The following is a 23192-nucleotide window of genomic DNA, read 5'->3' as shown; positions in this document are numbered from 1 at the left end:
CCCCTGTCAGTGGTCAGGAGGATTTTCAGCAGGAGGCTGTTAGCTATGGACTCAGTTAGGAGCTGCTATCACCCTATCGATGCCGCCATCCTTTGGTGCGACCTCGCCAACCACACAGCGGAGATATTGCAGGTCGAGATTGCTCATTCCGGTGAGCTATTAAAGCATTTTCCACAGTGGCCCGACCTTCACTTTCATGTAGAACAAATATACGAGGCTGTAGCCTGCGGTGAGCTACCGGCAACCTTCTTAGGAGGTCCGATTACGCCTAACAACCCCTCCGAACGCGTGTATTGGTCTATTCGTCGGCCGGATCTACGGACGTGGTTTGCGCTGAACCACCCTGAAGATAAGCCCGCGTTTCTATTTCCCAAGAACACCGACCACCTTGAGTGCGTGAATCTCAGCGTTTTTTTGGCTGTGCAAGCCGAGCGAGACTTCTACGCGCGCGAATACGAAAAAATGCATCAGGCTTTTGATTCGCTCGTCGAAGAGATGGCTGCCTATAAAAAGCAAGAGCACGAATTGGCATCACAATTCGAGGCGGCTGGGCCTGCATCCGAGGCATCCACCAAGGTGCACCACACGATTATTGGGGCCCTGCTCGCGATCATGCTGGAAAAGTCGAAAAGCGGCCAACCGCGATCAATCTACAAGACCCAGACTGCGGTAGTCGATGCCATCACTACGCTGTTCCCCGGTATTGCTGGGTTGAGCAAACGCACCCTTGATCGGAAATTTGCACAGGCTCGCCGTCTGTTAGCCCAGGCGGTAGAGGCAGAACATCGAATTGCCAGGCAATGACCGCCATTGCCTGGCAATGATTTTCTAAACCAACGGGCCTTCACTGACTGTCACATCCCACTGCGCGCCACATGGCGCTAAGGAGTGACAGAATGCAACCTGCCAGCCCTGCCCCAGCTTCCGCCGATCGCCACATCATGCGCCGCGATGAGGTGGAACAAAAAACCGGCTTCAAACGCTCACACATCTACAACCTGATGAAGGCCGGACTATTCCCGCAATGCCGGCGCATCGGCACCCGTGCGGTCGGTTGGGACTCGCTGGAGATCGAGCAGTGGGTTCAGGATCGCCTGTCTGTTCGGGAGTAGTGCCATGAAAGTCCTTTCGCTGATCTCGACCAAGGGCGGCGCCGGCAAGACCACGGTTGCCGCCAACCTCGGCGGCCTACTTGCCGACGCCGGCTTGCAGGTGCTGCTGCTCGACCTGGACAGTCAACCGACGTTGTCCAGCTACTACGCCCTGTGCGAGTCACGTGAAGCGGGCAGCTACGAACTGATCTCGCAGCGGCTCACGGTTGCCGAGCAGATCATTTCCGTCACCGCTATCCCGCGGCTTGAACTGATCGTTTCCAACGACCGCGCGGGCCACCTGGGCACCGTACTGCTGCACGCGCCCGATGGCCGACTGCGCCTGCGCAACCTGCTACCCGCATTTGCCGATCAGTACGATGTGCTGATCGTCGACACCCAGGGCGCGCGCAGCGTGGTGGTGGAAATGGCCATCCTCGCCTCCGATTGTGCGCTATGCCCGTTGCCACCGGAAATGCTCGCGGCACGCGAACTGCGCCGCGGCACGCTCGGCCTGTTCGAAGAGCTGGAACCCTACCGCTACCTTGGCGTGGACTTGCCCCCGGTGAAACTGCTGCTCAATCAGGTGAACGCCAATCGGCGGGACACCTGCCTGATCATGCAGAGCCTGCGCAACACCTTTGCCGCCGACCCGCATGTCAGCGTCTGCAACACGGTGATTCCCGATCGCGTCGCGTACCTCAATGCCGCGTCATTGGGACTGCCGGTGCATCGGGTCGAGTCGAAAGCCGCCCCTCGATCGCGCAGTCGCTGCGCGGCCGATGTCATGCGGGCACTGGCCAATGAACTGTTCCCTGAGTGGGAGCAGCGACTGGCCCAGACCAGGATCCGTGCGCGCTCTTATCCCAACAGCGTTGCCTCAGTGGAATGCATCACCGGCCGACCAGCTTAGTGCCACGTTCATCCCTCGCTGCCTCACTCACGCGGCCGATCGGAAAGGCCTGGGCAGTCCGTCTGCATTGACAGATCAAGGGCAAGTTCATGAAACCGCCAACCTCCGAAGACATCACGCGCCAGCTCCAGCACGGGCACTTCCCACAGCGGGTAACACAGCTGCCGCCCACCGATCCCGACTGCGATACACCGATGGTCGTGACCCTGGAGCAACTGCGGCCCTACGAGCACAACCCGCGCTTCATCCGTAACCCGTTATACGAGGAATTGAAGGCCTCCATCCGCGACCGCGGCCTGGATCAGCCCCCGTCCATCACACGCAGACCCGGTGAGCCGCAGTTCATCATCCGCAACGGTGGCAACACCCGCCTGAGTATCCTCGGTGAGCTGTGGCAGGAAACCCGCGAGGACCGCTTCTTCCGCATCCACTGCTTGTTTCGCCCCTGGCAGTCGGAACTGCATACGCTGCTGGGCCATCTGGCCGAAAGTGACCTGCACGGCCAACTCACCTTCATCGAGCGTGCACTGGCCGTGGCCAAGTTCCGCGACATGCTGCTGATAGACGGCAGTAGCCTGAGTCAACGCGAACTGGCGGCGCAACTATCCGCCGGCGGCTACCCGATCTCGCAATCGCACATCAGCCGGATGCTGGACACGCTGGAGCACCTGCTGCCGGCTATCCCGCAGACCTTGTACGCCGGCTTAGGCAGACCTTCGATCGAGCGAACCCTTAGCCTGCGTCGACGTGCCGAATCGGTGTGGAATCGATACGTTGCGACACAGTTGGATTTCACCGCGCTATGGTTGGAGGTGCTGTCCACGTTCGACTGCACAACCGCCGAGCTGGACACCGCCGAGCTGCAGGACGAACTGCTCGCACAGATGGCGAAATCCTTGGACCAGTCACCACGCCTGCTGGCGTTGGAGCTGATCCAGGATAGTGGCCAACCATCACGTCAGCCACTTACGTCCGGCATGTCCCTGTCTCCCCCGCTGAGCGTGGGCCAAGACACCGATGCTACTTCCGGCAGTGAGCCTGAATCTCCCACGGGGCTCCACTCACCGGAACCGGCCTGCCCTCTGCAACCCGCTGACAGACAACCCGAACAGGCAGACCAGACGAAGCCTCCCGCCGCCGCCCGAGAACAGGTATATAGTCCAACTCCGCCACCGCCCGCTCGGCCTGCCAATCTCGGCAATGCTGGGCTTCAGTGCTTGCCCGACTCACTGGACACCATCTGGCCGATACCGCCGGCTCTGGAAGACCTGGTGCAACTGCGCCAAGCCTGCGCGCAGCTGGCCAGCGAACTGGCTGGCTACGCCAATGCACCACACATGGTCTGCGCCACGGAAGAAGGCCTGGGTTTCTCGTTGGCGCCCGATACAGCAACGCCTTCGACACCCCACCGCACCGGGATTCAGCTGCTGTTGGGCGCACTGTTGCGCGTGCAGGATGACGTTGCTTGGGAGCAACGGCAGCAACTTCCGGCAGCGCTGTTCGGCCAACTGCTGCTGGGTGCCTACGACCTGCCACTGATCGAGCGCCCACCGCTCGCGATCGGGATTGAGCGGCTCCCCGATCCTCAATTGGCGCAACTGTTTTCACTTATCCGGCTCTCTCGACGCCTGATCGAACTCACGCTGTCGTCCACCCGCTGACCCCCGGAGGTGCCGCATGAGCACGTCGTTCAATTTGCTGAACCACGCCATGTTGAACCAGGTCCTGCATGAGCTGCGCCATGGCCGGCTGCAACGGTGCAAGGCCTTGGGCCTCGGCGACGAGGACATCGAGGTGCTCCAGTCGCTGCCGCCCACCACCTTGTCCCACCTGGCGCATACCACGATCGCCTGGGTCGAGATCAAGGTCGACACCACGGTGCTGCGTCGCCTGATCGCCCAGGCCGAACGCGACGAACTGAACGAGCGGCTGATCAACCGTGCCCTCAAGCTTGGGGCGAGCTCGAACATCATGTACCGCTGCTTCGGCCTCGACCACTCCGACACGGCGTTGCGTCGGCGAATCCTGAAGATCGAGACCCATCGCGGCCGCCCTGTCCAGCTCAGCGAAGCCCAGGAACATGCCGTGTGGAACCGTTGGCGCCAGTTGCGAGCTGAAGATCCGGACAGCGAGCCGCTGGACGCGATGATGATGCTGGCCGAGGAACAACAGATCAGCCTGACCCTGATTTGGCAGCAGATCGAGCTATACGGAGGTATCCCATGCTGAACTTCTACACCGTGGACTGGGCTGATGTGGTGCGCCAGAGCATGGTCACGCTCAAGCGTTGTCTGGAGCAGGCCGAACAAGCCAGGGCCGCCCGTGCGCTGGCTGAGGGGCCATGCTTCGTGTACTACGGCAGCCACGATCCGTTACCGCGGGGATTGCTGCAGGATCGCCGGCTCACACCCGTGGAGCGCAATCTCTGGTTGGTGCTGCGCTGGTTGATCACCGAACGGCAAATGCGTACCCCACGGTATCAGGACCTTCAGCCGTACCTGGCGACCAGCCCCTGTGGTGCGCAGGCTTCACGCGAGACCATCGCCCGCGCGCTGAACGTGCTGCGCGCTACCCGCTGGCTCAGCCTGAGCGAACGATATCGCGATTCGCAGGGTTGCCTGCGCGGCTGTGTCTACGTACTGCACGACGCGCCGCTGTCACCCGCACAAGCCATCGACCAAGATGCCGGTTACCTGCCCCTGATCTGCCAAAACCTGTCCCATGCCACCAAAGGCGTGCGCGATCTCGCTCAACACCTCCTCCAGGAGCTACGGGCGGATCCAGAGGTGACTGACGAGGCCTTGGCCATGATGGCTTCGCTCCCCGCATCAGGCGCTCAACAGGCCTTGCCGCTGCAGGACGACAGCCATGCCGAGCATTCCGAACGAGGCGAGGCGTACAGCGTTCGGTTTGCCACAGCGTCCTCGACCGATTCCGAACCCAGCGCGAATGTCCCGGCTCCGGCTGCCGTTCGGATTCCAGCGCACGACCGTACCGTACAAAAACAAAGCAAAAAAAGTACAGTACCGCCCGCCTCGGCCAGTGGCAGCGCCGCTTGGCCAGAGGGTCTGCAGTTGAGCCCGACTGAACAGCGCCGGGCAGTCCAGGCGCTGCGCCAGCTCGAGCCCGAACAGCGACAAGCGGTGATCAATGAAGCAGCCGTTCGCTGCAGCCGCGGCGACATTCGCAAGCCGATTGCATATCTGTTGGGGCTGATCAAGCGGGCGTGCCAAGGGGACTTCACCCTGTGGGCCGCCCGTAGCGATGCCCCGCTAGCACCGCGCAAGCGCATTCGCCCGCCAGAGCCAGCTGATGAGCGCTCACGGGAGTCCGGAAGCCGGGTGGCCTCGCCGCTGGCCAAGGCGTACCTAGAGCAGCTCAAGCTTCGCTGCGGTGTCGTGAGCGGGGCAACGTAACAGCGCGCTGAGTCTTCCAGGTCTCCAACGTTCAGCGGACCGCAATGGATTTGATCACAGTGGCATCACTCCAGTGACGTCTTCTAGCCAGACACAATCGCTCGAGGAGTGTGATCTGCGTGATGGGTGTAAGGTCGCAGCTTTGACCAATGCCAAGATGAAATAGTTAGCTGCGTTGGCACTCAGCGGATTTGATCACAGTGGCATCAATGTGAGGACCTTCGAGAGTAGGGGCAATGTGAGCCCATCGCGTTCACATTGATCACTGCCAGGTTGCCCGAGAGCGCAGATCGTCGGCGTCATTCCGACGGCGAGGATCTGGCAATGGTCGACCACTACCAGCTCAACCTGGGTTCACTGCGCAGCAGCATCACCCTCACCCTGCACACGCATCACGCAGCACGACTGTGGCAAGGCCGTGCCGCACGCGAAGGCGTGTTCGGCATCATGGGTATGGCGGGCTACATCAGCGTGACCAACCTGCTCAAGCAGGCGAGCAGTCAGGACGACCCCTTCGCCGACTGGTTCATGCTGCAACTCGAAGACAAGGTACTGCAGGCCAAGGCCGAGCTGCTGACATTGACCGAGCAAGTCAAACTGGTCGAACGGGATTTACCCACCCAGGTCAGCGTTGGCGACAACCTGAACATCCACCCTGTCACCCTGCCCTTGTTCATCGGCAGCCAGCTGGGGTTTCTCGCCGTCTACCTGCTGACCGACTACGACAGCCTGGTGCGTCGCGTGCTGCTCGCCCACCACACCGCGCTGATCGGCCGGGTCGACATGGAACACTGGATCGATCGTGGCGCCCACCTGCTGCGCAGTCTGTTCAGCATGGCGCAGCAGTATCGACTGGCCGGGGTCAGCCGGGATGACATGGCCGCCAACAACGCCCGCGCCCGCGAGGCCATCGACAAGTTCGGCACCCCACCTCAGGACATTCTCGAAGGTACGCGACGCTCGCAATTTGCGCCGCCCATCGTGCGCGCCGCCAAGCCCGCACTGCCCGCTGAGACCGATCAACTTGATGACGACGTGGAACCTTCGCCCGGCGCCCCCGCCGAAGGCGGTGCAGCATGACCCTGGCCGAAGCGATCGCCCATTGCCTGTCATCCGAGGCCTATCGCGAGTTTGAACACAGTGCCTCTCTAAAAGGCCTTTTAAAGCCTTTTAAGGGTAAGGGGGAGCTGTTCCAGTACGCCGAGACAATCAAACAGCTGCGCGGCGAACTCGAGACGCTGATGGCCGCGATGCTGGCGATCATGGCGCAGCCACCCTTCTCGTTACTCGAGTTGCGACTGAGTGTCCAGCACAGCTCCCAGGGCGCATGCTTCCTCCGCTGGCGCAGCCCGGACTTCAAGCGCATGGGCGTGGAGGTCTGGGAGCAGGTGATGGCGCATCCGTTGCTGCAGCCGGAGTTGCGCCAGGCGCTGTACCAGCTGGAGGCCAACCGGATCGTCCTCAACCTGCAGATGAGCAGCCTGAACTCGCTCTATCGCCAGGTCCTCATGGGCGCCCTCAAGCTCGCGTATGCCGATGACGTCCTTTTCGATACCACCACCGAGGAGAAACACCCATGAGCACGTTCTTTGTTGGCGAAGGCAATATCGGCAGTCCCCCTGAGTTTCAGGAGTTCAACAACAACCCGGACGAGCCAAAGCGGCTGCTGCGGTTGAATGTCTATTTCGACAATCCGGTACCGCGCGAGGGCGGCTATGAAGATCGCGGCGGCTATTGGGCGCCGGTCGAGCTCTGGCACCGCGATGCCGAACACTGGAGCACCTTGTACCAGAAAGGTATGCGCGTCCTGGTCATGGGCCGAACGGTCAAGGATGAGTGGGAAGACAGCGAGGACAATGCCCGGGTGACATTCAAGGTTGAGGCGCGGCACATCGGCATCCTGCCGCATCGTCTGGCCGGCGTATCCATGCGCGAAAAGGCCAGTGACAGTGGGGGCAGCAGCCGCAAGCCGGCCGGCAAGAAAACCACCCGCAAGTCGACCTGAGCGGGTGGACGTCAGTGGAACCGTGCCCTTCAGCGCGATACTGCTCAGTCGCGGGGCCCCACGCGGCGGGCGACGCCATGCAGGTCGTCCCCCTCGATCAACCCTTTGACCTCCGCCAGGTACTGGTCCAGGGCAAGGAACGCCCGCCAGTGCGCGGGCGCTTCCTTGACCCACGCGATCAACCTGGCCCTCGCCGCCTGATCGTCCGGTTCCTGATGGGTAGCCATGAACAACTCGCAGGCCTTGATCGCTAACGCATCCGCTTCATGCTGCTCACGTTCGTCCAATCCGCTATCTCCGTGTGACGGTCAGGTCACCGTACTCTCATTGGGTGATACGCCCTGATAGGTCGATAGTCAACCGTTCAGGGCGTTCATATCTTCGGGTGGCTGGTCAACCAAACGGGTTGAATTGGAGAGCCGCCCCGTTGCCAGTCAAAGAGCCTAGCCCACAACACATCGGCCGCCAGTTGGCCAAGTACCGCCGTGCCCAGGGCTTTACCCAGGCGCAAGTCGGTGAGCGCCTCGAGATCGGTACCGAAGCGGTGTCGCGCATGGAGCGTGGCAAGGTCGAGCTGACCGTGCCCAAGCTGCTGCAGTTGGCGGATATGTATGGATGTCCGGCCGATGAATTGCTGCTGGCCATCAGTCCTCGGCCACAGGACCAGGGGCAAAAGATTGCCCCACTGATCAAGGACCTTGGCGAGACGGACAAGCAATTTGCCTTGGACCTTCTGCAGACCGTGACCGCGCACCTCTCGCAACGGTAAGTCGCTCGCCGCTGGTGGTTACATCGATATGATCTCGACCAGTTCAGCTTTTCCCTAGCGCTCCCCTGTCACGCGACCACCCTGTCGGTACCTGACCGAGAGGGCCACGTCATGCGCCTCTACATTTGCGAAAAACCGTCCCAAGCCCGCGATATCGCTCGCGTGCTGCAGGCCCATCGTCACGGCGATGGCTGCCTGCAGGGCACGGGGGTGACCGTAACCTGGTGCGTGGGGCACTTGCTGGAGACCGCGCCGCCAGAAACCTATGGTCAACAGTTCAAGCGCTGGTCATTGGAGCACCTGCCGATCATCCCGCAGCACTGGCAACTGGTGGCGAAGCCCAAGGTGGCGGCGCAGCTGAAGGCGATCAGCCGGCTGCTGCAGAACTGCACCGAGGTGGTGATTGCCACCGATGCCGACCGCGAGGGCGAGATGATTGCCCGGGAGATCCTCGAACGCTGCCAGTATCAGGGGCCGATACTGCGCCTGTGGCTGTCCGCCCTCGACGACGCCTCGATCCGCCGGGCCCTGGCGGCGTTGCGGCCGGGTGAGCAAACCCTGCCGCTGTACCACGGTGCCCTCGCCCGGTCACGGGCCGATTGGCTGGTTGGCATCAACCTAAGTCGATTGTTCACCCTGCTCGGTCGCCGCGCCGGCTTCGACGGTACACTGCCCGTGGGCCGTGTACAGACACCGACCCTGCGCCTGGTGGTTGAACGTGACCGCGCCATCGCCAGCTTTGTCGCCCGGCCGTTCTGGACCATGGACGTTGTGCTGCGGGATGACGGGGCTGAGTTTGAGGCACGCTGGCAGCCACCTGCTGCACACTGCGATGATACCGGTCGCTGCGTTGATCAGGTGGCGGCCGAGCGGGCTGCCCGGCGCCTGGCAGCTGCGCGTTCAGCACACGTCGAGCGGGTCGACGTTGAACGCGTGACGGAGGGGCCGCCCTTGCCGTTCGACCTGGGCACGCTGCAGGAGGTCTGTTCGGCCAAACTCGGCCTGGGCGCGCAGGAAACCCTCAGTGTGGCGCAGGCACTGTACGAAACCCACAAAGTCACCACCTACCCTCGCAGCGATTGTGGCTACCTACCCGAGAGCATGCTGGACGAGGTACCGCGTGTACTAAAGGCCTTGGCCGCAGCCGACCCGATGCTTGGCCAGCGCTTCAAGGAACTCGATCCGACACGGCGGTCCCGCGCCTGGAACAGCAGCAAGGTCACCGCCCACCACGGCATCATCCCCACCGCCGTGGTGATCCCCCTGGATCAGTTGTCCGAGCGCGAGCGCGCCGTGTACACCCTGATCCGCGCCCGCTACCTGGCGCAGTTTCTGCCTCAACACGAATACCTGAAGACCCAGGTGCAGTTGCGCAGCCAGGCCGATCAGTTGCTGGCCCGCGGCAAGCAGATCCAGGTACGTGGCTGGAAGGCCGTGATCGACGAAGCCGACGCCAGCGAACCGACCGAGCAAACGCAGCGGCTCCCCACCTTGCAGGAAGGTGCGTCGGTTGGTGTGCGAGACGCCAAGGTCAACACGCAGCGCACCCAGCCGCCCAAACCCTACACCGAGGGCACACTGGTCAAGGCGATGAAAACCATCGCCAACCAGGTGGCCGACGTGCGCCTCAAGCAAACGTTGAAAGACAGCATTGGCATCGGCACCGAGGCCACCCGCGCCGCGATCATCCAGGGCCTGATCGATCACGGCTACTTGACCAAGAAAAAGCGCAGCCTAGCGGCCTCTGCGGCCGCCCACACGTTGATCGAGGCCGTTCCGCGTGAGGTGGCTGATCCGGTGATGACTGCGGTATGGGAACAGGCGCTGGCACGGATCGAGACCGGTCAGCTGAGTGTCGAGGCGTTTCTCGCCAAGCAATCGGCCTGGCTCACCCAGGTGGTGCGCAGCCAGGCCTCGTTGGACCTGCAGCTACCCCGTTCGAAAGGTCCAGCCTGCCCCGTGTGCCGAAGCCCCATGCGCCAGCGCAAAGGCCGCACCGGCAACTTCTGGTCCTGTGTGCGCTACCCCGACTGCAAGGGTACCAAGCCGTTGAAGGCCAGCGCGGCGCCCGCCAAACCGAAGCGTTCCTGACTGCTTGACGCTGGGGGCCGTCCCTGATGTAGTGAACAGGCCCCTCGCCGTTTGGCGACCCCAGGCCGATTCGCTCCGGGCAGCTCGGCCAGACTCGTTGAGTTCGGAGCCTCTTTCACCGCGCTGTATCGCTGTTCCAGATGTCCAAGGTTCTCGAGACGGATGACCCGTGCGACCTGCTGCAGGCTGCAGGGGTCATCCGCCTCGGCGACGATGCTCAGTGCCGGTGCCCGCCGGCGAAAAAACGGGCGCCGTTTGTGCGCGGATGCGTGCCAGTTATCCCGACCCAGGCCACGACAAGGGTCGGTTGATCAGGGTGACGCGACAGCTGAAGTGAAGCGATGACTTCGCTGTCAATGGGCCGGATCAAGGGTGGCCTCTCTGTTCCTAGCCCGACGACCGTTGGGCTATTTTTTTACGCGTTTGTGTCCACTGCGCTCCACTCATGTCCACACCTCTGAACCCAGTCAAAACCGCTGTTGACGAGCGCTGCGCACCGTTCTATAGATGAACTGCACCGCGCTGTCGTTGACAGCACCAGGTAGCCGGAACCTGCAAGGCTACGCTCTCTCCAGAGTGGTTCCTCCCAAAGTGCGACTAGCGTTCGGCGGCTCGCACGGTTATCGCTCCCCGCGATGATGAGCGCTCTTACACCACTGCTGTTGCACCTGACCTTCCCTTGCGGACTCACCCCCGCCAGGGCCGGTGAATATCCGCGTTTCTCGCAAACAGGAGATTCACCATGACCACGGCAAACACTGCTGCCCCCAGTACCTACTTCAACCTGCACACCCAAGGCATTGGTTACTTGAACCGCGTGCGTGAGGTGCCAGTGCGGCGAGGCCAGCCCTTTATGGCCTGCGACATTGCCGCCTTGCACGGTGCGTCGGATGACGTCGAGTACACCCGCTTCGACTGCAAGGTCGCTGGCGGTGAAGCCGAACGGCTGATCCGCGAACACCTCGAGGATGTCCGTGCCGAACGCAAGGTGCTGATCGCGTTTCGCATTGGCGACCTTTGGGTCGACGCCTTCACCTACGAGAAAGGTGAGCGCAAAGGCCAACCCGGTGCCAGCCTCAAAGGTCGGCTGATCTTCATCGAGTGGATCAAGGTCAACGGTCAGCTCACCTACAAAGCGCCAGATCGGCAGGATGCTTCCTCGGCAGAACTGCCGTCCGAAGCGGCAGAAGAGCATGCGCCGAATCCTTCACACAGTGCCGATCAGGCTCAGGACCAGGCCACGCAGCCTGCCTGAGACGGATGCTCCACCACAGAGGCGCTCGCATGAGCGCCTTTTCTTATCCCCGGAGGTTGCCATGGAGAGTTACTGGCTCTGTGAGGATTGCCTGCATGCCGTGGCCTACGACGACTTTAGCGCGCTGTCGCTGTACTACAGCGAGGTCGAAGTCGACCAGCGAATTGCGCAGATGCGTATCGAGCTGCAGGCGCTAATGCCGCTCAGCGCCGATTTCGATCCGCACACCGGCGTCGGCATCGACCCCTTCTCCACTCGCCCCTGCGAAGCCTGCCATTCCCCGTTGCACGGCACCCGTCATCGTTTCACCCGCCTGTGACCGCCTGATCCCACACACCGGAGGCCTCCTCCCGGAGCGCTTCTGCACACGAGGCTCTGCTCATGAACACGCCCTTGACCCTGGTCGAGCCCCTCGACCCCGCCCTGACCCAGCGCGCCCACGAAGATGCGTTGATCAACGAAGCTCTGCAGCTGCTGGACCAACGCTATTTCCAGCGCGGCGAAGTACTCATCACGCCTGCCGACGCCGCGTCTTACCTGAAGCTGCGTCTGGCGCCTTATCACCACGAGGTATTTGCCTTGCTCTATCTCGATTCACGCCACCGCGTGCTGGACTTCGAGGTGTTGTTCTTCGGCAGCATCGACGGTGCCTCGGTCTACCCTCGCGAAGTGGTGGTCAAGGCGCTGGCACACAACGCCGCCGCAGTTATCCTCAGCCACAACCACCCTTCCGGGTGCCCTGAGCCCAGCGGCGCCGACCGCGTGCTGACCACACGCCTGATCGAAGTGCTGGCGCTGGTCGAGATCCGCGTTCTGGACCACATCATCGTCGGCGAGGGTCAGCCCCTGTCCCTGGCTGAATACGGCTGGATCTAAACTTCTCTCGTTCGCCACTGCCTGTATGGGGTGGCGTCCTCTTTTTACTGGAGCGCCACCATGCTCACCTCAACCCCCAACCCCTTTGCCCGCGGCTTCCATGCGTTATCCTGCGAACGCGTGGTCCAGATCCACTACGACGACCAGTGCCCGCCCTGCTACCGCCCCCTGCACACCGCCCAACTGGGCCTGGACGACGATCACATCAACTGCCAGGCGTGCGTATTCGATGACGACTGCGCCGTCATCACAGAAGAACAGGATGTCTCTGGCTTCCTTCGCATGCAGTTGCCCGCAGATGGTGTGGTCACCACCGTGCTGTACCAGGTCACCGCCGAACGGCTGAGTGGCTCGGTACACGTTGGCGACCTTCCCAGCTTGGAAGCGGCGGAGCACCTGATGCAGCAGCTGTCCTTTGCCACCGGCCAGTACAGCCGCAGCTGGGAGATCAGTTCATCCCACCTACCGGCCGACGAGTACACCTACCTTGAGCAGCTTGCTCGCTGCGAACGACCGGCCGGCTTCTTTGAATGCTTCCAGATGGTCAGCAACCGCTCCGTCGGCTGCAAGCTGTACTCCACACCCTGGCACCGCTGCGCCCACGCGGGAGGTCCCGGCTGCTCAGCGGCGGACGTTTGCATTCGCCTGTTGGATGAACAGGTGCCTCCGGTGTTGATGACCCTGTTGCTGCTGGCCGGCCAGGCCGACACGCGTTTCCTGGTGTTTGATCCCGATGCAGCCCCGCTGCCAGGACTGCCGGTGTTTACTGACGATTGACCCAAGGCGCCCTTAAGGGCGCCTTTTTCATGTGCTGGGCTCGATAAACCGGCCGGCCAACTTCGGTTTTTCAGTGGGTGCAGCTCGCGCGTGTTGCCAAGGTGTCGGCACCCACTGTCGAGACCTGCTCATGCACACGCCCGCACTTCCTTACCTTGTTCTGATGCTCGCGCTGGCGGGCTGCAACACGTCGCCTGCCATCACCCCACCGACGGTGCCAGCCAAAGCCGTACCAGCTCCGTCCACCCCCTCCAAGCCGTTGCCAGCGTCACCAGCGTGGGTCCGCCAGGACCGCTACACCCTGGTTAGCACGCGGCCGACGCTGGAACAGCGTCAGCCGTTGTTCCAGCTCATCACCGTGCAGATTTCACCGGCCCTGCACGCGACGGTCGGTGACGCCCTACGTCACGTGTTGCAGCGCTCAGGCTACACACTCTGCGCCAACCGCGCCGAGGTCGCCACCTTGTTCAGCCGCCCTCTGCCGACCGTGCAGCACCAACTCGGGCCAATGGTGCTGCTGGACGCCTTGACCATTCTCGGCGGCCCGGCCTGGCGGCTCGTGATCGATCCAGTCGAACGCCGCGTGTGCTATGCCCTTCGCGCACCAGTGCCCGCCCCACCTCGCCCGCCCCTGGAGATCGCGCCATGAAGGTCCATCACTTTCAGGCCCTGGTGCTCGGGGCCCTGTGCCTCGGCGCCGCCGTACTGGCCGCCGTGACCTACAACCACCAGCAACAACTGACCGAGCTCCTGGTCGCCGCGGAGAATGCGCCAGCCGATCCAGCCCCGGCGCTGCGGCGGGACCTCGATGCACTCGGCACCACTCTTGCGGCAATTCCACCGCAAGTAAAAGCGCAGGGCGAGCACCAGCGCCAGCAGGATGCGGCCTTCGCGACACTGAGCAAACAGCTGGATGAGGTGAGCGCGTCGCTCAAGGCCATTGGAGCGGTATCACCGAGTCCGACCAAGGCCGACCTGGCCGCGATGGACCAGCGATTGGGCAATGCCGAAATCGCCATCCGCGCCCTTGAGGTTCGACCGGCTACGCCATCCGCACAACCCCAGCCTGCAGCTCCCGCCAAACCGGCCGCCAAAGCCCCGACGCCGCCATTCACCTTGCTGGGTGTCGAGACCCGTGGCGAGGTCCGGTTTGTCTCGGCTCAACCGGCCGGCGCGCATGCCCTGTCGACCGTCCACCTGCTGCAGCCCGGTGACAGCTTGAACGGTTGGCAGCTCAAGACCATTCGCCGGAATCAGGCCGTGTTCCATGTGCCTGGCCTCGGCGAACGTTCGCTGCCCCTGCCGTGACGAGGTGCATATGGTCCGGTTCATCACCCTCTCGCTGCTCCTATTCCCCATCTGCCAAGTACCGGGATCGGGATGGGGTGCACCCGCCACGGTTGAAACGGAGCAGCAGTCCAGCGAGCAGGCCCCGCTGCAGCTAGAGCGATCCGTAGCACAGGCCAAGGCCTGGGGCCTGACCGATGATGAATGGGCCAAGTTTGAGCGCCTGCAGAGCGGTCCCCGCCAGTACTGGTCACCGCAACTCGACCCGCTGACCACCCTGGGCGTGGAAGCCGATTCTGACCAGGAGCGTCAGCGCTACGCCGAGTTGCAGGTGCGCCTCGAAGCCAAGCGCGCCGAGCGCGAACTGGCGTATCAAAAAGCCTACACCGCGGCCTGGGCGCGGCTGTTCCCGGGGCTGCTGCCGGTACAGGGGATGAGCGATGCCGCACCCCCGTCGAGCAACCCGCGCTTTGCAGTGTTTGTGGAAGACCCGTGCTCGACCTGTGTGGCCAGCCTCCGCCAATGGCTGAGCACAAGCGCCCGCCTGGACGTCTATCTGGTGGGCAGCCAGGGCGACGATGCGCGCATTCAGCGATGGGCGCGCAAGGTAGGCATTACCCCGGCCCAGGTCGGTAGTGGCCAAGTCACCCTCAATCACGACCGCGGCCGCTGGTTCACCCTCGGCGCCAGCCGCCCCCTGCCCGCACGCTTTCAACAGGTGGAAGGGAAATGGCAACGCGTCGACTAACCCTCGCCCTGGCCCTGACGGGCGTGACTGTCGCCCAAGCAGGCGGGCTCCCTCCGCAGGCGTACCAGTTGGCCGCCGACCAAGCCGGCATCCCAGCCTCGGTGCTGTTCGCCATTGCCCAGCAGGAGAGCGGCACGCCGTTGCGTGGGCAACTCATCCCCTGGCCGTGGACCTTGAATGTGGCCGGCACGCCGCAGCGTTTCGCCACCCGTGACCAGGCCTGCAGCGCACTCACCGTGGCGCTCAGCCGGCATGATCCCAAGCGCATCGATGTCGGCCTGGGGCAAACCAACCTGGGTTACCACCCGAAGCGTTACCCCACCGCCTGCGATGCTCTCGATCCGCGTAGCAACCTCGCCGTCACCGCGGACCTGTTGCGCGAACACTACGCCGACGCCGGCGACTGGGTCATTGCCGCTGGCCGCTATCACCGGCCTGCGGGTGGAGCCCCGGCGGCGCGCTACCGCACGCAGTTCAGCCAGCACTGGCAGCGCCTTGAAGCCGCCAAGTCCAGCCGCGGAGGTCCACGCTCATGATTGACGTTCGACGGGGCGCGCTGATCTGCGGGCTAGTGGGGTGGTTGGCTGCCGGGGCCTGGCTTGTGCCAACGCCTCCTGTCATGGCCGCCGAATCGGCCACCTCGGTCGAACGGCCCGATCCACGAAGACTGGACTGGGTATTGCCGGTGCACAGCGCGCGCCTCACGCCGGGTGAGGTGCCACGCAGAGCGCTGGATTTGCCAGGCATGGTCCCGCTGTTCCTGGTGGGGGCGGACGCTGCCTCATTGGCCTGGCTGGCGCAGCATGCACCTGCACTGAAGCGGTTGGGCGCCAACGGTCTGGCCGTTGAGGTCGCGGATGCGGCAGCGCTGCAGCGCATCCAAGCGGTAGCACCTGGGTTGACCATCTGGCCGGTCAGTGGCGACGACATCGCCGAGCGACTGGAGCTGGAGCACTACCCGGTACTGATCACCCCGACCGGCCTGGAGCAGTGAGGTATCACCATGGGCGATCATGCGATGGAGTCCCTGCTACGCCCGGCGGTGGAGTTGTACACCGTGGGCATCTGTGCCGGTGCCGGCGCGCTGTGCCTGCATTCGCCCTGGGCGGTGGCCCTATCGCCGGAGGTCGGTGCCGGCATGGCCCTGGCCTACACCGCCTTCGGTCTCAAGCGCCTCAACGAGGCCCGCATTGTACTGCGTTATCGACGCAACATCCGCCGCCTCCCCCGCTATTCACTGACCAGTCGACAGATCCCGGTCAGCAGCAAACGCCTGTTCATGGGTCGTGGTTTTCGCTGGAGCCGCCTGCACACTCAGCGCTTGCTGGAGGCGCAGGATCCCGCGCTCGCCCGCTACGTCAATCAACCAGCGGCCTACCAGTGGGCCCGACACCTTGAGCACCTTCTGGAAAAAGCGCCGCCAGGGCTCTCCCTTCTGCCCCGGATGACCGCCTGGGACAGCCCACTCAACCCGGTACGGCCGCTGCCACCCGTGGGCGGTTCGCCGCTGCTGCATGGCGTCGAGCCCAACGAGCAGGAAGCCTCCTTGCCACTGGGCGAACGCGTGGGCCATACCCTGGTGCTAGGCACCACGCGGGTCGGCAAGACGCGCCTGGCCGAGGTCTACATCACCCAGGACATTCACCGGCCAAGTCAGGAAGTGGTGATCGTCTTCGACCCCAAAGGCGATGCCGACCTGCTCAAGCGCATGTACGTGGAAGCGCGACGGGCCGGCCGTGAACACGAGTTCTATGTCTTCCACTTGGGCTGGCCGGAGATTTCCGCGCGCTACAACGCCATCGGCCGTTTCGGTCGCATCTCGGAAGTCGCCAGCCGTATCGCTGGGCAGCTGAGCGGTGAAGGCAACTCGGCGGCATTTCGCGAGTTCGCCTGGCGCTTCGTCAACATCATCGCCCGTGCCCTGATCGAGCTCGGCCGGCGCCCCGACTACCTGCAGATCCAGCGCCATGTGGTGAACATCGATGCGCTGTTCATCGAGTACGCCCAGCACTTTTTCGCCCGACATGATCCGCAGGCGTGGGAGACCATCGTGGATCTTGAAGCTCGTCTCAACGAGAAGAACGTGCCACGGCACATGGTCGGCCGCGAGAAACGCGTGGTCGCTATCGAGCAGTACCTGACCGTCAAGCGCCTCTTCGACCCGGTCATGGATGGCCTGCGCTCGGCGGTGCGCTACGACCGCACCTACTTCGACAAGATCGTCGCCTCACTGCTGCCGTTGCTGGAAAAGCTCACCAGTGGCAAGACGGCGCAGTTGCTGGCCCCCAACTATTCCGACTTGGACGATCCACGGCCAATCTTCGACTGGCTGCAGGTCATCCGTAAACGCGGCATCGTCTACGTCGGCCTGGATGCGCTGTCCGATGCAGAGGTCGCCGCCGCGGTCGGCAACTCGATGTTTGCCGACCTGGTCTCCGTCGCCGGGCACATCTACAAGCACGGTATCGACCACGGTCTCCCGAACTCCTCCAGTACGACCGACAAGGTGCCCATCAACCTGCACGCCGACGAGTTCAACGAGCTGATGGGCGACGAGTTCATTCCGCTGATCAACAAGGGCGGCGGTGCCGGTATCCAAGTCACTGCCTACACCCAGACCTTGAGCGACATCGAGGCACGCATCGGCAGCCGGGCCAAGGCCGGCCAGGTCATCGGCAACTTCAACACCCTGCAGATGCTACGCGTACGCGAAACCGCGACAGCCGAACTGCTGACTAATCAGTTGCCCAAGGTCAACGTGCAAACGCGCACCTTGGTCTCTGGCGCTACGGACACCGCCGATCCTGACACCCGAACCGACTTCACCTCCTCCTCACAGGACCGGGTGACCACCACCGCCGTGCCATTGATCGAGCCCGCGCACATCATCGCCCTACCGAAGGGCCAGATGTTTTCGTTCCAGGAAGGCGGGCAGCTATGGAAGGTACGGATGCCGCTGCCCAAACCAGCCAGCGACGATGCGATGCCGGCTGACCTGCAGGCCCTCGCTGCGCGTATGCGCGAGTCCTACAACGCCAACGCGGGAAGTTGGTGGAGCAGTACCGGAGGTGCGCCGACGGTCGACTTCGACCCCGAGATGCCACCACCTGGGCGTAAACACGCCCCGTGATCCCCTGACAGCCCGCGAACACCCGGGAGCATTATGCCTACTGCCCCAACCAATCCTCCTCAGACACAACGACGACCAGGGCTGATCTTCGGCACGCTTGAGCTGTGCCTGCGATTGCTCGGCCTCCTGTTTGCTTCCCTGCTGCTCTCCATCCTGTTGGAGTTTGTGGGCATGCTGTGGTTCTGGCCTGACCAAGGCTGGCATCACAGCCATGCCATGTGGCTGACTGAACTTGGCTGGCTCAGCAGCCACTTTAAGAGCTCGCTGCTGGTGCAGGAGCCGGCACAAGCCACCGCGAAAATCCTTGAACACCTCAACGACTGGGTCGTGTTGCGCTCAGGATGGGCGCAATCGGACACACACCTGAAACTGCTCAGTCGCGACGCGTCGCTGCAAGGACAGCTTGCTCAAGCGTACGTCGCTGGCCAGGACTACCTGCTGGCTACCCTGTTCACGGTATTCACGTTCGTGGTGCGCTTGATTGTCCTCACGCTCGCAACGCCCCTCTTCTTGCTCGCGGCAGTCACCGGGCTGGTTGACGGGTTGATGCGGCGCGACCTGCGCAAGTTCGGGGCGGATAGGGAAAGCAGCTTTGTCTATCACCGAGCCAAGCGAACATTGTTGCCGCTAATGGTCAGCCCTTGGGTGATCTATCTGTCGCTACCTTGGTCGCTGAATCCAAACTGGGTATTGCTCCCATGTGCTGCACTGTTGGGTTTCATGGTCGCGATAACTGCTACCACGTTCAAAAAATATCTTTGAATGGCTGCAATCGACCCATAGCTGCCTTTCGCGGAAGACAGCTAATCTCACTGGGACGCTCTAACGTGGCATTGGAATTTGGGATAGGAAGCTTATTGGAGCCTCGGGGCGAAGACCTTCGTCTCCGAAATCAAAGCGCCAATACCCCACATCATGCCAAGCATCGAGCTTGAATCCGACCTGCGGAAACGTACCGATGTGCTGAAAACCGAGTCGCTCGTGCAGCCCGATACTGCCTTCATTCGGCAAGGCAACGCCGGCATACGCCGAGCGATATCCCAGACGCTTCAGAACTGGCAGCAGCACGTCATAGAGCTGCCGACCAACCCCGCTGCGGCGTTGCCCTTCAGCGACATACACCGTCACATCCACCGCCCACCGGTACGCCGCACGCGCGCGGTGCTGACTGGCGTAGGCATAGCCGACTACTCGTCCTTCTCGCACAGCCACCAGATACGGGTAGGTTTGCAGCGTCGTGGAGATCCGCTCACGCATTTGCTCCACGCTCGGCACTGCCTCTTCGAATGAGATAGCCGTGTTGAGCACGATGGGCGCGTAGATGATCTGGATCTCTTCTGCATCCTCTGGTCTGGCGACACGAATATCGATTCCGCTATGCATCCGGCTGCTCCAAGCTGTTCAGGTGTTCAACTACTTCGTTGACCGTGCTACGCGCGGTACGGGTGACGCCGATCAACGTCGCCGAGGCCAGGCCGGTCCAGTCGCCATATCCGACCAGCCAGAGGCGCGGCTCGCGAATAGAGTGCCCCCCATCAACCTCGACCCTACCGTTGTCATCCAGCACGTCCAGTGCCTTCAGATGATCCAGCGCCGGCCGGAACCCAGTACACCAGACCACAGCATCGACCTGGGTTTTCTCACCGTTGAGCCAAGCGACCCCGTCCGGCGTGAATGAGGTAAAAGGCCTTACAGCACGAAGGGCCCCGCGCTCGCGAGCCCGGACCACTGAGGGCACCATGACGATATCGCCAAGCCCACCGACCGGTGCGTCGATAACACGGCCCTCCTGTTGAGCCTTGAGGCGCTCGGTAGCCCGTTCGAACAGCACCCGGCCATCAACGTCATCAGGCAGAAACGCCGGTTCCTCCGTGGTTACCCACGTTGCGTCGGCGACCTCGGACAGCTCCGCATAGATTTGCGCCCCCGAGTTGCCACCACCAACGACCAGCACGCGCTTTCCTTGGAAAGCCTCGGGTGATTGATAATGGGCGGAGTGAATCTGCTGTCCCTGGAACAGCTCTATCCCCGGATAGGCCGGAATATAGGGGTTGCTCCAGGTCCCCGTTGCGCTGATGACGACACGAGCCTCCCAGTCGCGGTCCTTCGAGCGTACACGAAGACCACGCCCGGTCCGCTCCACAGACGTGACGCTGACGGGACGAACGATAGAAAACCCGTAGCGTGCCTCGTACTGCTCCAGATAGCTGACCACGTGATCCCTATCGGGATTACCTTCGGTGACTGGCGGCATCGGCCAGCCCGCGATCGTGCTCCATGCGGAGGGCGAGAACAGCGTCAGCGAGTCCCAGCCATGGCGCCAAGCCCCGCCCGCAGCCTCTTCGGCATCGAGCAACAGGAACGACAGCTTGGCTCGCTTGAGAAAATAAGCCACCGTCAGCGCGGACTGCCCGCCGCCAATCACGATGACATCGAGTAGTTCGCCTTCGGTGGCCATGGTTTCTCCTGTCTGGCTGGAGCGCTCAGTCTTCGCCGAACTGGTTGATGTAGTTGATGTGCGCAGGCTTCTGAATCGCCCGAGGGCGAAGCTCCTGCACCCAGGCGATCGCCTCGCGGCGCGGCATTCCGGATTCGATCAGCAGACGGGCAGCGAACAGCCCGGTGCGGCCGGAGCCGCCCTTGCAGTGGATTGCCAGGGCCTTGTTGGAAGCGAGCAAAGCGTCCAACTGGTGGCGAATCTCTCCCAGCCGAGCCTCGAAGTTTTGATCAGGAGCCTGATCATCCTCGATCGGCAGCTGGAACCACTCCAACCCATGCTGCTTGGCCGCGATGCCAAGCTGGGCAACTCCGTTTTCCTGAAGCTCTGCGTCCGACATCAGAGTAACAAGCGCTACGGCACCGGCCTGCTTGAGCGTATCCAGGCTTTCAGCGAGAGCGCTGGTCTGGGTGCCCGGACAAGGCGTAAAAATCAGGACACCCGGAGCATGGGGCAAGGATTTCAATGAGTAAGGATGCGACATGCTCATGACCTCAAATAGACCGAATATTGACTCTCTTGGATAGTTCTTCCGCCGACTCTTTGCGTTCGGAGTAGCGGTCTACCAAGTAATCCTGGCGATCACGCAGCAGCAGCGTGAACTTGGTCAGTTCCTCCATCACGTCGACCAGCCGATCGTAGAAAGACGACGGTTTCATGCGTCCCGCTTCATCGAACTCCAGAAAGGCTTTTGGCACCGACGACTGGTTCGGGATGGTAAACATACGCATCCAGCGGCCAAGCACGCGCAGTTGGTTCACCACGTTAAAAGACTGCGAGCCTCCACACACCTGCATCACCGCGAGGGTCTTGCCCTGGGTTGGGCGAACGGCGCCTATGGCCAGCGGTACCCAATCGATCTGCGCTTTGAAGACAGCGCTCATTGAGCCGTGACGCTCGGGGGAGCACCACACTTGGCCCTCGGACCATTGCATCAGCTCGCGGAGTTCCAGCACCTTCTCGTGGGAGTCCGGAGCGTCATCCGGCAGCGGCAGGCCGGAAGGGTCGAAGATACGGGTTTCGGCGCCAAACTCTTCCAGCAGGCGCGCAGCTTCCTGGACCATCAAGCGGCTGAATGAGCGCTCGCGGGTCGATCCATACAGCAGCAGGATGCGCGGTTTGTGTGTAGAAGGATCCTTCGGCGCCAGCCGCTCCAGCGACGGCAGATCAATCAGTTCTGGTTGGACATTTGGCAGGTGGTCGTTCATTTCGGTCTCCATTGATCCAGGGCCTACAGCGCGCCGATGCGGGCAAGTTCGGCTTTCAGTTCGTCCTGGCTCAGTTGCGAGAAAGGCAGCGCAATGAAGGCGCGCACGCGCTCATCGATCTTCGCAAGTGTGGTCTGGAAGGCTTCTTCGATTTCTGTCTCACTCCCGGTGACCGCTGAAGGATCGGCCAGGCCCCAGTGGGCTTTGAGCGATGGCCCGAAGAAGATCGGGCAGGCTTCGCCGGCAGCGCGGTCGCACACGGTGACAACGATGTCGGGAGGAGAACTCTCGAAGGCATCCGAGGCCTTGCTTGAAAGACCAGCGGTGGGGATACCGGCGGCTTCCAAGATTTTCAGTGCCCGCTCATTGACCTTGCCGCTTGGGAAGCTGCCAGAACTCACAGCTTCCATACCCTCGGGGGCCAGGTGATTGAACAGCGCCTCGGACAGGATGCTGCGGCAGCTGTTGTGGGTGCACATGAACAAGACTTTCATCAGGTATCTCCGGTTCAAAAGCTCAGGCGGATGGCCAATGCGGCCAAGGTGGCAAGCAGGATCGGCAGCGTCAGAACGATGCCGGTGCGGAAGTAGTAACCCCAGGTGATGACGATGTTCTTGCGGGCCAGCACGTGCAGCCACAGCAAGGTGGCCAGGCTGCCGATTGGGGTGATTTTCGGACCAAGGTCACAGCCGATGACGTTGGCGTAGATCATGGCCTCGCGCACGATGCCGGTGGCCTCGGCGGAATGGATCGACAGGGCGCCTACCAGCACAGTGGGCATGTTGTTCATGACCGACGACAGGCCAGCGGCGAGCAGCCCCGTCCCGAGGGATGCGCCCCAGATCCCGTAGCCGGCGAAGACATTGAGGATCTGCGTCAGGTAGTCGGTGAGGCCGGCGTTACGCAGGCCATAGACCACGAGGTACATGCCAAGCGAGAACACCACGACCTGCCAAGGCGCGTCCTTGAGCACCTTGCGGGTAGAAATCACATGCCCGCGAGCGGCGATCAGGTAGAGGATCAGCGCGCAGGCAGCAGCGATGGCGCTGATCGGAACACCCAGCGGCTCGATGGCGAAGAAGCCGACCAGCAACAGCGCAAGCACCCACCAGCCGGCAACGAACGTCGC

At 62.6% G+C, this 23192-nt stretch carries 29 protein-coding genes; 22 read left to right on the top strand and 7 right to left on the bottom strand.

The genetic code is table 11. From position 1 onward, the window contains the following. The 9 genes from E8E78_RS18605 to E8E78_RS18565 all read left to right on the top strand — a co-directional run. The coding region (locus E8E78_RS18605; RefSeq protein ID WP_280337118.1) for a hypothetical protein at positions 1–804 on the top strand (804 nt) is incomplete at its 5' end. 92 nt (positions 805–896) lie between these two features. Next, entirely contained in the window at positions 897–1112 is a 216-nt protein-coding gene (locus E8E78_RS18600) for an AlpA family transcriptional regulator (RefSeq protein WP_010799440.1), read from the top strand. A gap of 4 nt (positions 1113–1116) precedes the next feature. Then, positions 1117–2004 carry a ParA family protein gene (locus E8E78_RS18595; RefSeq protein ID WP_280337073.1) on the top strand — a complete coding sequence of 296 codons (888 nt, stop codon included), beginning with the start codon at positions 1117–1119 and terminating at the stop codon, positions 2002–2004. A gap of 89 nt (positions 2005–2093) precedes the next feature. Next, a complete protein-coding gene (locus E8E78_RS18590) occupies positions 2094–3665 on the top strand; it encodes a ParB family protein (RefSeq protein WP_280311639.1) in 1572 nt (523 codons plus the stop codon). Between the two features lie 16 nt (positions 3666–3681). Next, entirely contained in the window at positions 3682–4233 is a 552-nt protein-coding gene (locus E8E78_RS18585) for a DUF2857 domain-containing protein (protein ID WP_280337074.1), read from the top strand. Then, a complete protein-coding gene (locus tag E8E78_RS18580; RefSeq protein ID WP_063423920.1) occupies positions 4227–5420 on the top strand; it encodes an STY4528 family pathogenicity island replication protein in 1194 nt (397 codons plus the stop codon). Before E8E78_RS18585 ends, E8E78_RS18580 begins: the two co-directional genes overlap by 7 nt. Before the next feature lie 324 nt (positions 5421–5744). Further along, entirely contained in the window at positions 5745–6500 is a 756-nt protein-coding gene (locus E8E78_RS18575) for a PFL_4669 family integrating conjugative element protein (RefSeq protein ID WP_179027763.1), read from the top strand. After that, a complete protein-coding gene (locus E8E78_RS18570; protein WP_179027764.1) occupies positions 6497–7000 on the top strand; it encodes a DUF3158 family protein in 504 nt (167 codons plus the stop codon). The genes E8E78_RS18575 and E8E78_RS18570 overlap by 4 nt, the downstream gene beginning before the upstream one ends. Beyond that, positions 6997–7425, top strand: coding sequence for a single-stranded DNA-binding protein (locus E8E78_RS18565; protein ID WP_179027765.1), 429 nt, complete (start codon positions 6997–6999; stop codon positions 7423–7425). The genes E8E78_RS18570 and E8E78_RS18565 overlap by 4 nt, the downstream gene beginning before the upstream one ends. Before the next feature lie 44 nt (positions 7426–7469). On the opposite strand, the gene E8E78_RS18560 is transcribed toward E8E78_RS18565, so the two are convergent. Beyond that, on the bottom strand, positions 7470–7652 hold the full coding sequence (locus E8E78_RS18560; protein WP_179027871.1) for a hypothetical protein: 183 nt from the start codon (positions 7650–7652) through the stop codon (positions 7470–7472). Between the two features lie 200 nt (positions 7653–7852). Here E8E78_RS18560 and E8E78_RS18555 point away from each other — a divergent pair, with 200 nt between their 5' ends. The 13 genes from E8E78_RS18555 (at position 7853) to E8E78_RS18495 (ending at position 19120) form a co-directional block, all read left to right on the top strand. Beyond that, complete coding sequence (locus E8E78_RS18555; protein ID WP_179027766.1) at positions 7853–8194, top strand: helix-turn-helix transcriptional regulator; 342 nt, start codon at positions 7853–7855, stop codon at positions 8192–8194. Positions 8195–8305: 111 nt separating this feature from the next. Beyond that, positions 8306–10285 carry a DNA topoisomerase III gene (locus tag E8E78_RS18550; RefSeq protein WP_280337075.1) on the top strand — a complete coding sequence of 660 codons (1980 nt, stop codon included), beginning with the start codon at positions 8306–8308 and terminating at the stop codon, positions 10283–10285. A gap of 742 nt (positions 10286–11027) precedes the next feature. Next, complete coding sequence (locus tag E8E78_RS18545; protein ID WP_280337076.1) at positions 11028–11540, top strand: STY4534 family ICE replication protein; 513 nt, start codon at positions 11028–11030, stop codon at positions 11538–11540. 61 nt (positions 11541–11601) lie between these two features. Continuing rightward, on the top strand, positions 11602–11859 hold the full coding sequence (locus E8E78_RS18540) for a hypothetical protein (RefSeq protein ID WP_280337077.1): 258 nt from the start codon (positions 11602–11604) through the stop codon (positions 11857–11859). Positions 11860–11921: 62 nt separating this feature from the next. Then, complete coding sequence (locus E8E78_RS18535; RefSeq protein ID WP_280337129.1) at positions 11922–12416, top strand: JAB domain-containing protein; 495 nt, start codon at positions 11922–11924, stop codon at positions 12414–12416. 60 nt (positions 12417–12476) lie between these two features. Beyond that, positions 12477–13193 carry a hypothetical protein gene (locus E8E78_RS18530; RefSeq protein WP_063423912.1) on the top strand — a complete coding sequence of 239 codons (717 nt, stop codon included), beginning with the start codon at positions 12477–12479 and terminating at the stop codon, positions 13191–13193. A 130-nt stretch (positions 13194–13323) separates the two neighbouring features. Continuing rightward, positions 13324–13842: a PilL N-terminal domain-containing protein gene (locus E8E78_RS18525; RefSeq protein ID WP_280313849.1), complete on the top strand. Its 519-nt coding sequence runs from the start codon at positions 13324–13326 to the stop codon at positions 13840–13842. Then, positions 13839–14501: a hypothetical protein gene (locus E8E78_RS18520; protein ID WP_063423910.1), complete on the top strand. Its 663-nt coding sequence runs from the start codon at positions 13839–13841 to the stop codon at positions 14499–14501. Before E8E78_RS18525 ends, E8E78_RS18520 begins: the two co-directional genes overlap by 4 nt. Before the next feature lie 10 nt (positions 14502–14511). Then, a complete protein-coding gene (locus E8E78_RS18515) occupies positions 14512–15228 on the top strand; it encodes a TIGR03759 family integrating conjugative element protein (protein ID WP_179027768.1) in 717 nt (238 codons plus the stop codon). Continuing rightward, entirely contained in the window at positions 15210–15764 is a 555-nt protein-coding gene (locus E8E78_RS18510) for a transglycosylase (protein WP_179027769.1), read from the top strand. Before E8E78_RS18515 ends, E8E78_RS18510 begins: the two co-directional genes overlap by 19 nt. Positions 15765–15847: 83 nt before the next feature. Continuing rightward, on the top strand, positions 15848–16222 hold the full coding sequence (locus E8E78_RS18505) for an integrating conjugative element protein (protein ID WP_179027872.1): 375 nt from the start codon (positions 15848–15850) through the stop codon (positions 16220–16222). A 9-nt stretch (positions 16223–16231) separates the two neighbouring features. Continuing rightward, positions 16232–18358 (top strand): type IV conjugative transfer system coupling protein TraD, encoded by a 2127-nt coding sequence (gene traD, locus E8E78_RS18500; protein ID WP_179027770.1) that lies wholly within the window; start codon positions 16232–16234, stop codon positions 18356–18358. Positions 18359–18391: 33 nt separating this feature from the next. Then, positions 18392–19120 (top strand): TIGR03747 family integrating conjugative element membrane protein, encoded by a 729-nt coding sequence (locus E8E78_RS18495; RefSeq protein WP_063423906.1) that lies wholly within the window; start codon positions 18392–18394, stop codon positions 19118–19120. 60 nt (positions 19121–19180) lie between these two features. On the opposite strand, the gene E8E78_RS18490 is transcribed toward E8E78_RS18495, so the two are convergent. The 6 genes from E8E78_RS18490 to E8E78_RS18465 all read right to left on the bottom strand — a co-directional run. After that, positions 19181–19741 carry an arsinothricin resistance N-acetyltransferase ArsN1 family B gene (locus tag E8E78_RS18490; protein ID WP_060492516.1) on the bottom strand — a complete coding sequence of 187 codons (561 nt, stop codon included), beginning with the start codon at positions 19739–19741 and terminating at the stop codon, positions 19181–19183. Then, positions 19734–20816, bottom strand: coding sequence for an ArsO family NAD(P)H-dependent flavin-containing monooxygenase (locus tag E8E78_RS18485; RefSeq protein ID WP_280337110.1), 1083 nt, complete (start codon positions 20814–20816; stop codon positions 19734–19736). Before E8E78_RS18485 ends, E8E78_RS18490 begins: the two co-directional genes overlap by 8 nt. 25 nt (positions 20817–20841) lie before the next feature. Next, on the bottom strand, positions 20842–21345 hold the full coding sequence (locus E8E78_RS18480) for a cyclin-dependent kinase inhibitor 3 family protein (protein ID WP_010952947.1): 504 nt from the start codon (positions 21343–21345) through the stop codon (positions 20842–20844). Between the two features lie 4 nt (positions 21346–21349). Further along, positions 21350–22063 carry an arsenical resistance protein ArsH gene (arsH, locus tag E8E78_RS18475; RefSeq protein ID WP_027917258.1) on the bottom strand — a complete coding sequence of 238 codons (714 nt, stop codon included), beginning with the start codon at positions 22061–22063 and terminating at the stop codon, positions 21350–21352. 23 nt (positions 22064–22086) lie between these two features. Further along, a complete protein-coding gene (locus E8E78_RS18470) occupies positions 22087–22557 on the bottom strand; it encodes an arsenate reductase ArsC (protein ID WP_212628233.1) in 471 nt (156 codons plus the stop codon). Positions 22558–22571: 14 nt separating this feature from the next. After that, positions 22572–23192: ArsB/NhaD family transporter (locus tag E8E78_RS18465; RefSeq protein WP_280337112.1), on the bottom strand; the 621-nt coding region annotated here is incomplete at its 5' end.

The sequence above is a fragment of the Pseudomonas sp. BN505 genome, assembly GCF_029873175.1.
GTDB classification, from domain to species: Bacteria; Pseudomonadota; Gammaproteobacteria; order Pseudomonadales; family Pseudomonadaceae; genus Aquipseudomonas; species Aquipseudomonas putida.
The sequence above is the reverse complement of the archived record's forward strand: the minus strand, read 5'-3'. Positions and strand labels throughout refer to the sequence as shown.

What these genes read in the sequence shown, in the direction of transcription:
- E8E78_RS18600 (WP_010799440.1), top strand. Translation starts at nt 897, where the DNA reads ATGCAACCTGCCAGCCCTGCCCCAGCTTCCGCCGATCGCCACATCATG.
- E8E78_RS18595 (WP_280337073.1), top strand. Translation starts at nt 1,117, where the DNA reads ATGAAAGTCCTTTCGCTGATCTCGACCAAGGGCGGCGCCGGCAAGACC.
- E8E78_RS18590 (WP_280311639.1), top strand. Translation starts at nt 2,094, where the DNA reads ATGAAACCGCCAACCTCCGAAGACATCACGCGCCAGCTCCAGCACGGG.
- E8E78_RS18585 (WP_280337074.1), top strand. Translation starts at nt 3,682, where the DNA reads ATGAGCACGTCGTTCAATTTGCTGAACCACGCCATGTTGAACCAGGTC.
- E8E78_RS18580 (WP_063423920.1), top strand. Translation starts at nt 4,227, where the DNA reads ATGCTGAACTTCTACACCGTGGACTGGGCTGATGTGGTGCGCCAGAGC.
- E8E78_RS18575 (WP_179027763.1), top strand. Translation starts at nt 5,745, where the DNA reads ATGGTCGACCACTACCAGCTCAACCTGGGTTCACTGCGCAGCAGCATC.
- E8E78_RS18570 (WP_179027764.1), top strand. Translation starts at nt 6,497, where the DNA reads ATGACCCTGGCCGAAGCGATCGCCCATTGCCTGTCATCCGAGGCCTAT.
- E8E78_RS18565 (WP_179027765.1), top strand. Translation starts at nt 6,997, where the DNA reads ATGAGCACGTTCTTTGTTGGCGAAGGCAATATCGGCAGTCCCCCTGAG.
- E8E78_RS18560 (WP_179027871.1), bottom strand. Translation starts at nt 7,652, where the DNA reads ATGGCTACCCATCAGGAACCGGACGATCAGGCGGCGAGGGCCAGGTTG.
- E8E78_RS18550 (WP_280337075.1), top strand. Translation starts at nt 8,306, where the DNA reads ATGCGCCTCTACATTTGCGAAAAACCGTCCCAAGCCCGCGATATCGCT.
- E8E78_RS18545 (WP_280337076.1), top strand. Translation starts at nt 11,028, where the DNA reads ATGACCACGGCAAACACTGCTGCCCCCAGTACCTACTTCAACCTGCAC.
- E8E78_RS18540 (WP_280337077.1), top strand. Translation starts at nt 11,602, where the DNA reads ATGGAGAGTTACTGGCTCTGTGAGGATTGCCTGCATGCCGTGGCCTAC.
- E8E78_RS18535 (WP_280337129.1), top strand. Translation starts at nt 11,922, where the DNA reads ATGAACACGCCCTTGACCCTGGTCGAGCCCCTCGACCCCGCCCTGACC.
- E8E78_RS18530 (WP_063423912.1), top strand. Translation starts at nt 12,477, where the DNA reads ATGCTCACCTCAACCCCCAACCCCTTTGCCCGCGGCTTCCATGCGTTA.
- E8E78_RS18525 (WP_280313849.1), top strand. Translation starts at nt 13,324, where the DNA reads ATGCACACGCCCGCACTTCCTTACCTTGTTCTGATGCTCGCGCTGGCG.
- E8E78_RS18520 (WP_063423910.1), top strand. Translation starts at nt 13,839, where the DNA reads ATGAAGGTCCATCACTTTCAGGCCCTGGTGCTCGGGGCCCTGTGCCTC.
- E8E78_RS18515 (WP_179027768.1), top strand. Translation starts at nt 14,512, where the DNA reads ATGGTCCGGTTCATCACCCTCTCGCTGCTCCTATTCCCCATCTGCCAA.
- E8E78_RS18510 (WP_179027769.1), top strand. Translation starts at nt 15,210, where the DNA reads ATGGCAACGCGTCGACTAACCCTCGCCCTGGCCCTGACGGGCGTGACT.
- E8E78_RS18505 (WP_179027872.1), top strand. Translation starts at nt 15,848, where the DNA reads ATGGCCGCCGAATCGGCCACCTCGGTCGAACGGCCCGATCCACGAAGA.
- traD (WP_179027770.1), top strand. Translation starts at nt 16,232, where the DNA reads ATGGGCGATCATGCGATGGAGTCCCTGCTACGCCCGGCGGTGGAGTTG.
- E8E78_RS18495 (WP_063423906.1), top strand. Translation starts at nt 18,392, where the DNA reads ATGCCTACTGCCCCAACCAATCCTCCTCAGACACAACGACGACCAGGG.
- E8E78_RS18490 (WP_060492516.1), bottom strand. Translation starts at nt 19,741, where the DNA reads ATGCATAGCGGAATCGATATTCGTGTCGCCAGACCAGAGGATGCAGAA.
- E8E78_RS18485 (WP_280337110.1), bottom strand. Translation starts at nt 20,816, where the DNA reads ATGGCCACCGAAGGCGAACTACTCGATGTCATCGTGATTGGCGGCGGG.
- E8E78_RS18480 (WP_010952947.1), bottom strand. Translation starts at nt 21,345, where the DNA reads ATGAGCATGTCGCATCCTTACTCATTGAAATCCTTGCCCCATGCTCCG.
- arsH (WP_027917258.1), bottom strand. Translation starts at nt 22,063, where the DNA reads ATGAACGACCACCTGCCAAATGTCCAACCAGAACTGATTGATCTGCCG.
- E8E78_RS18470 (WP_212628233.1), bottom strand. Translation starts at nt 22,557, where the DNA reads ATGAAAGTCTTGTTCATGTGCACCCACAACAGCTGCCGCAGCATCCTG.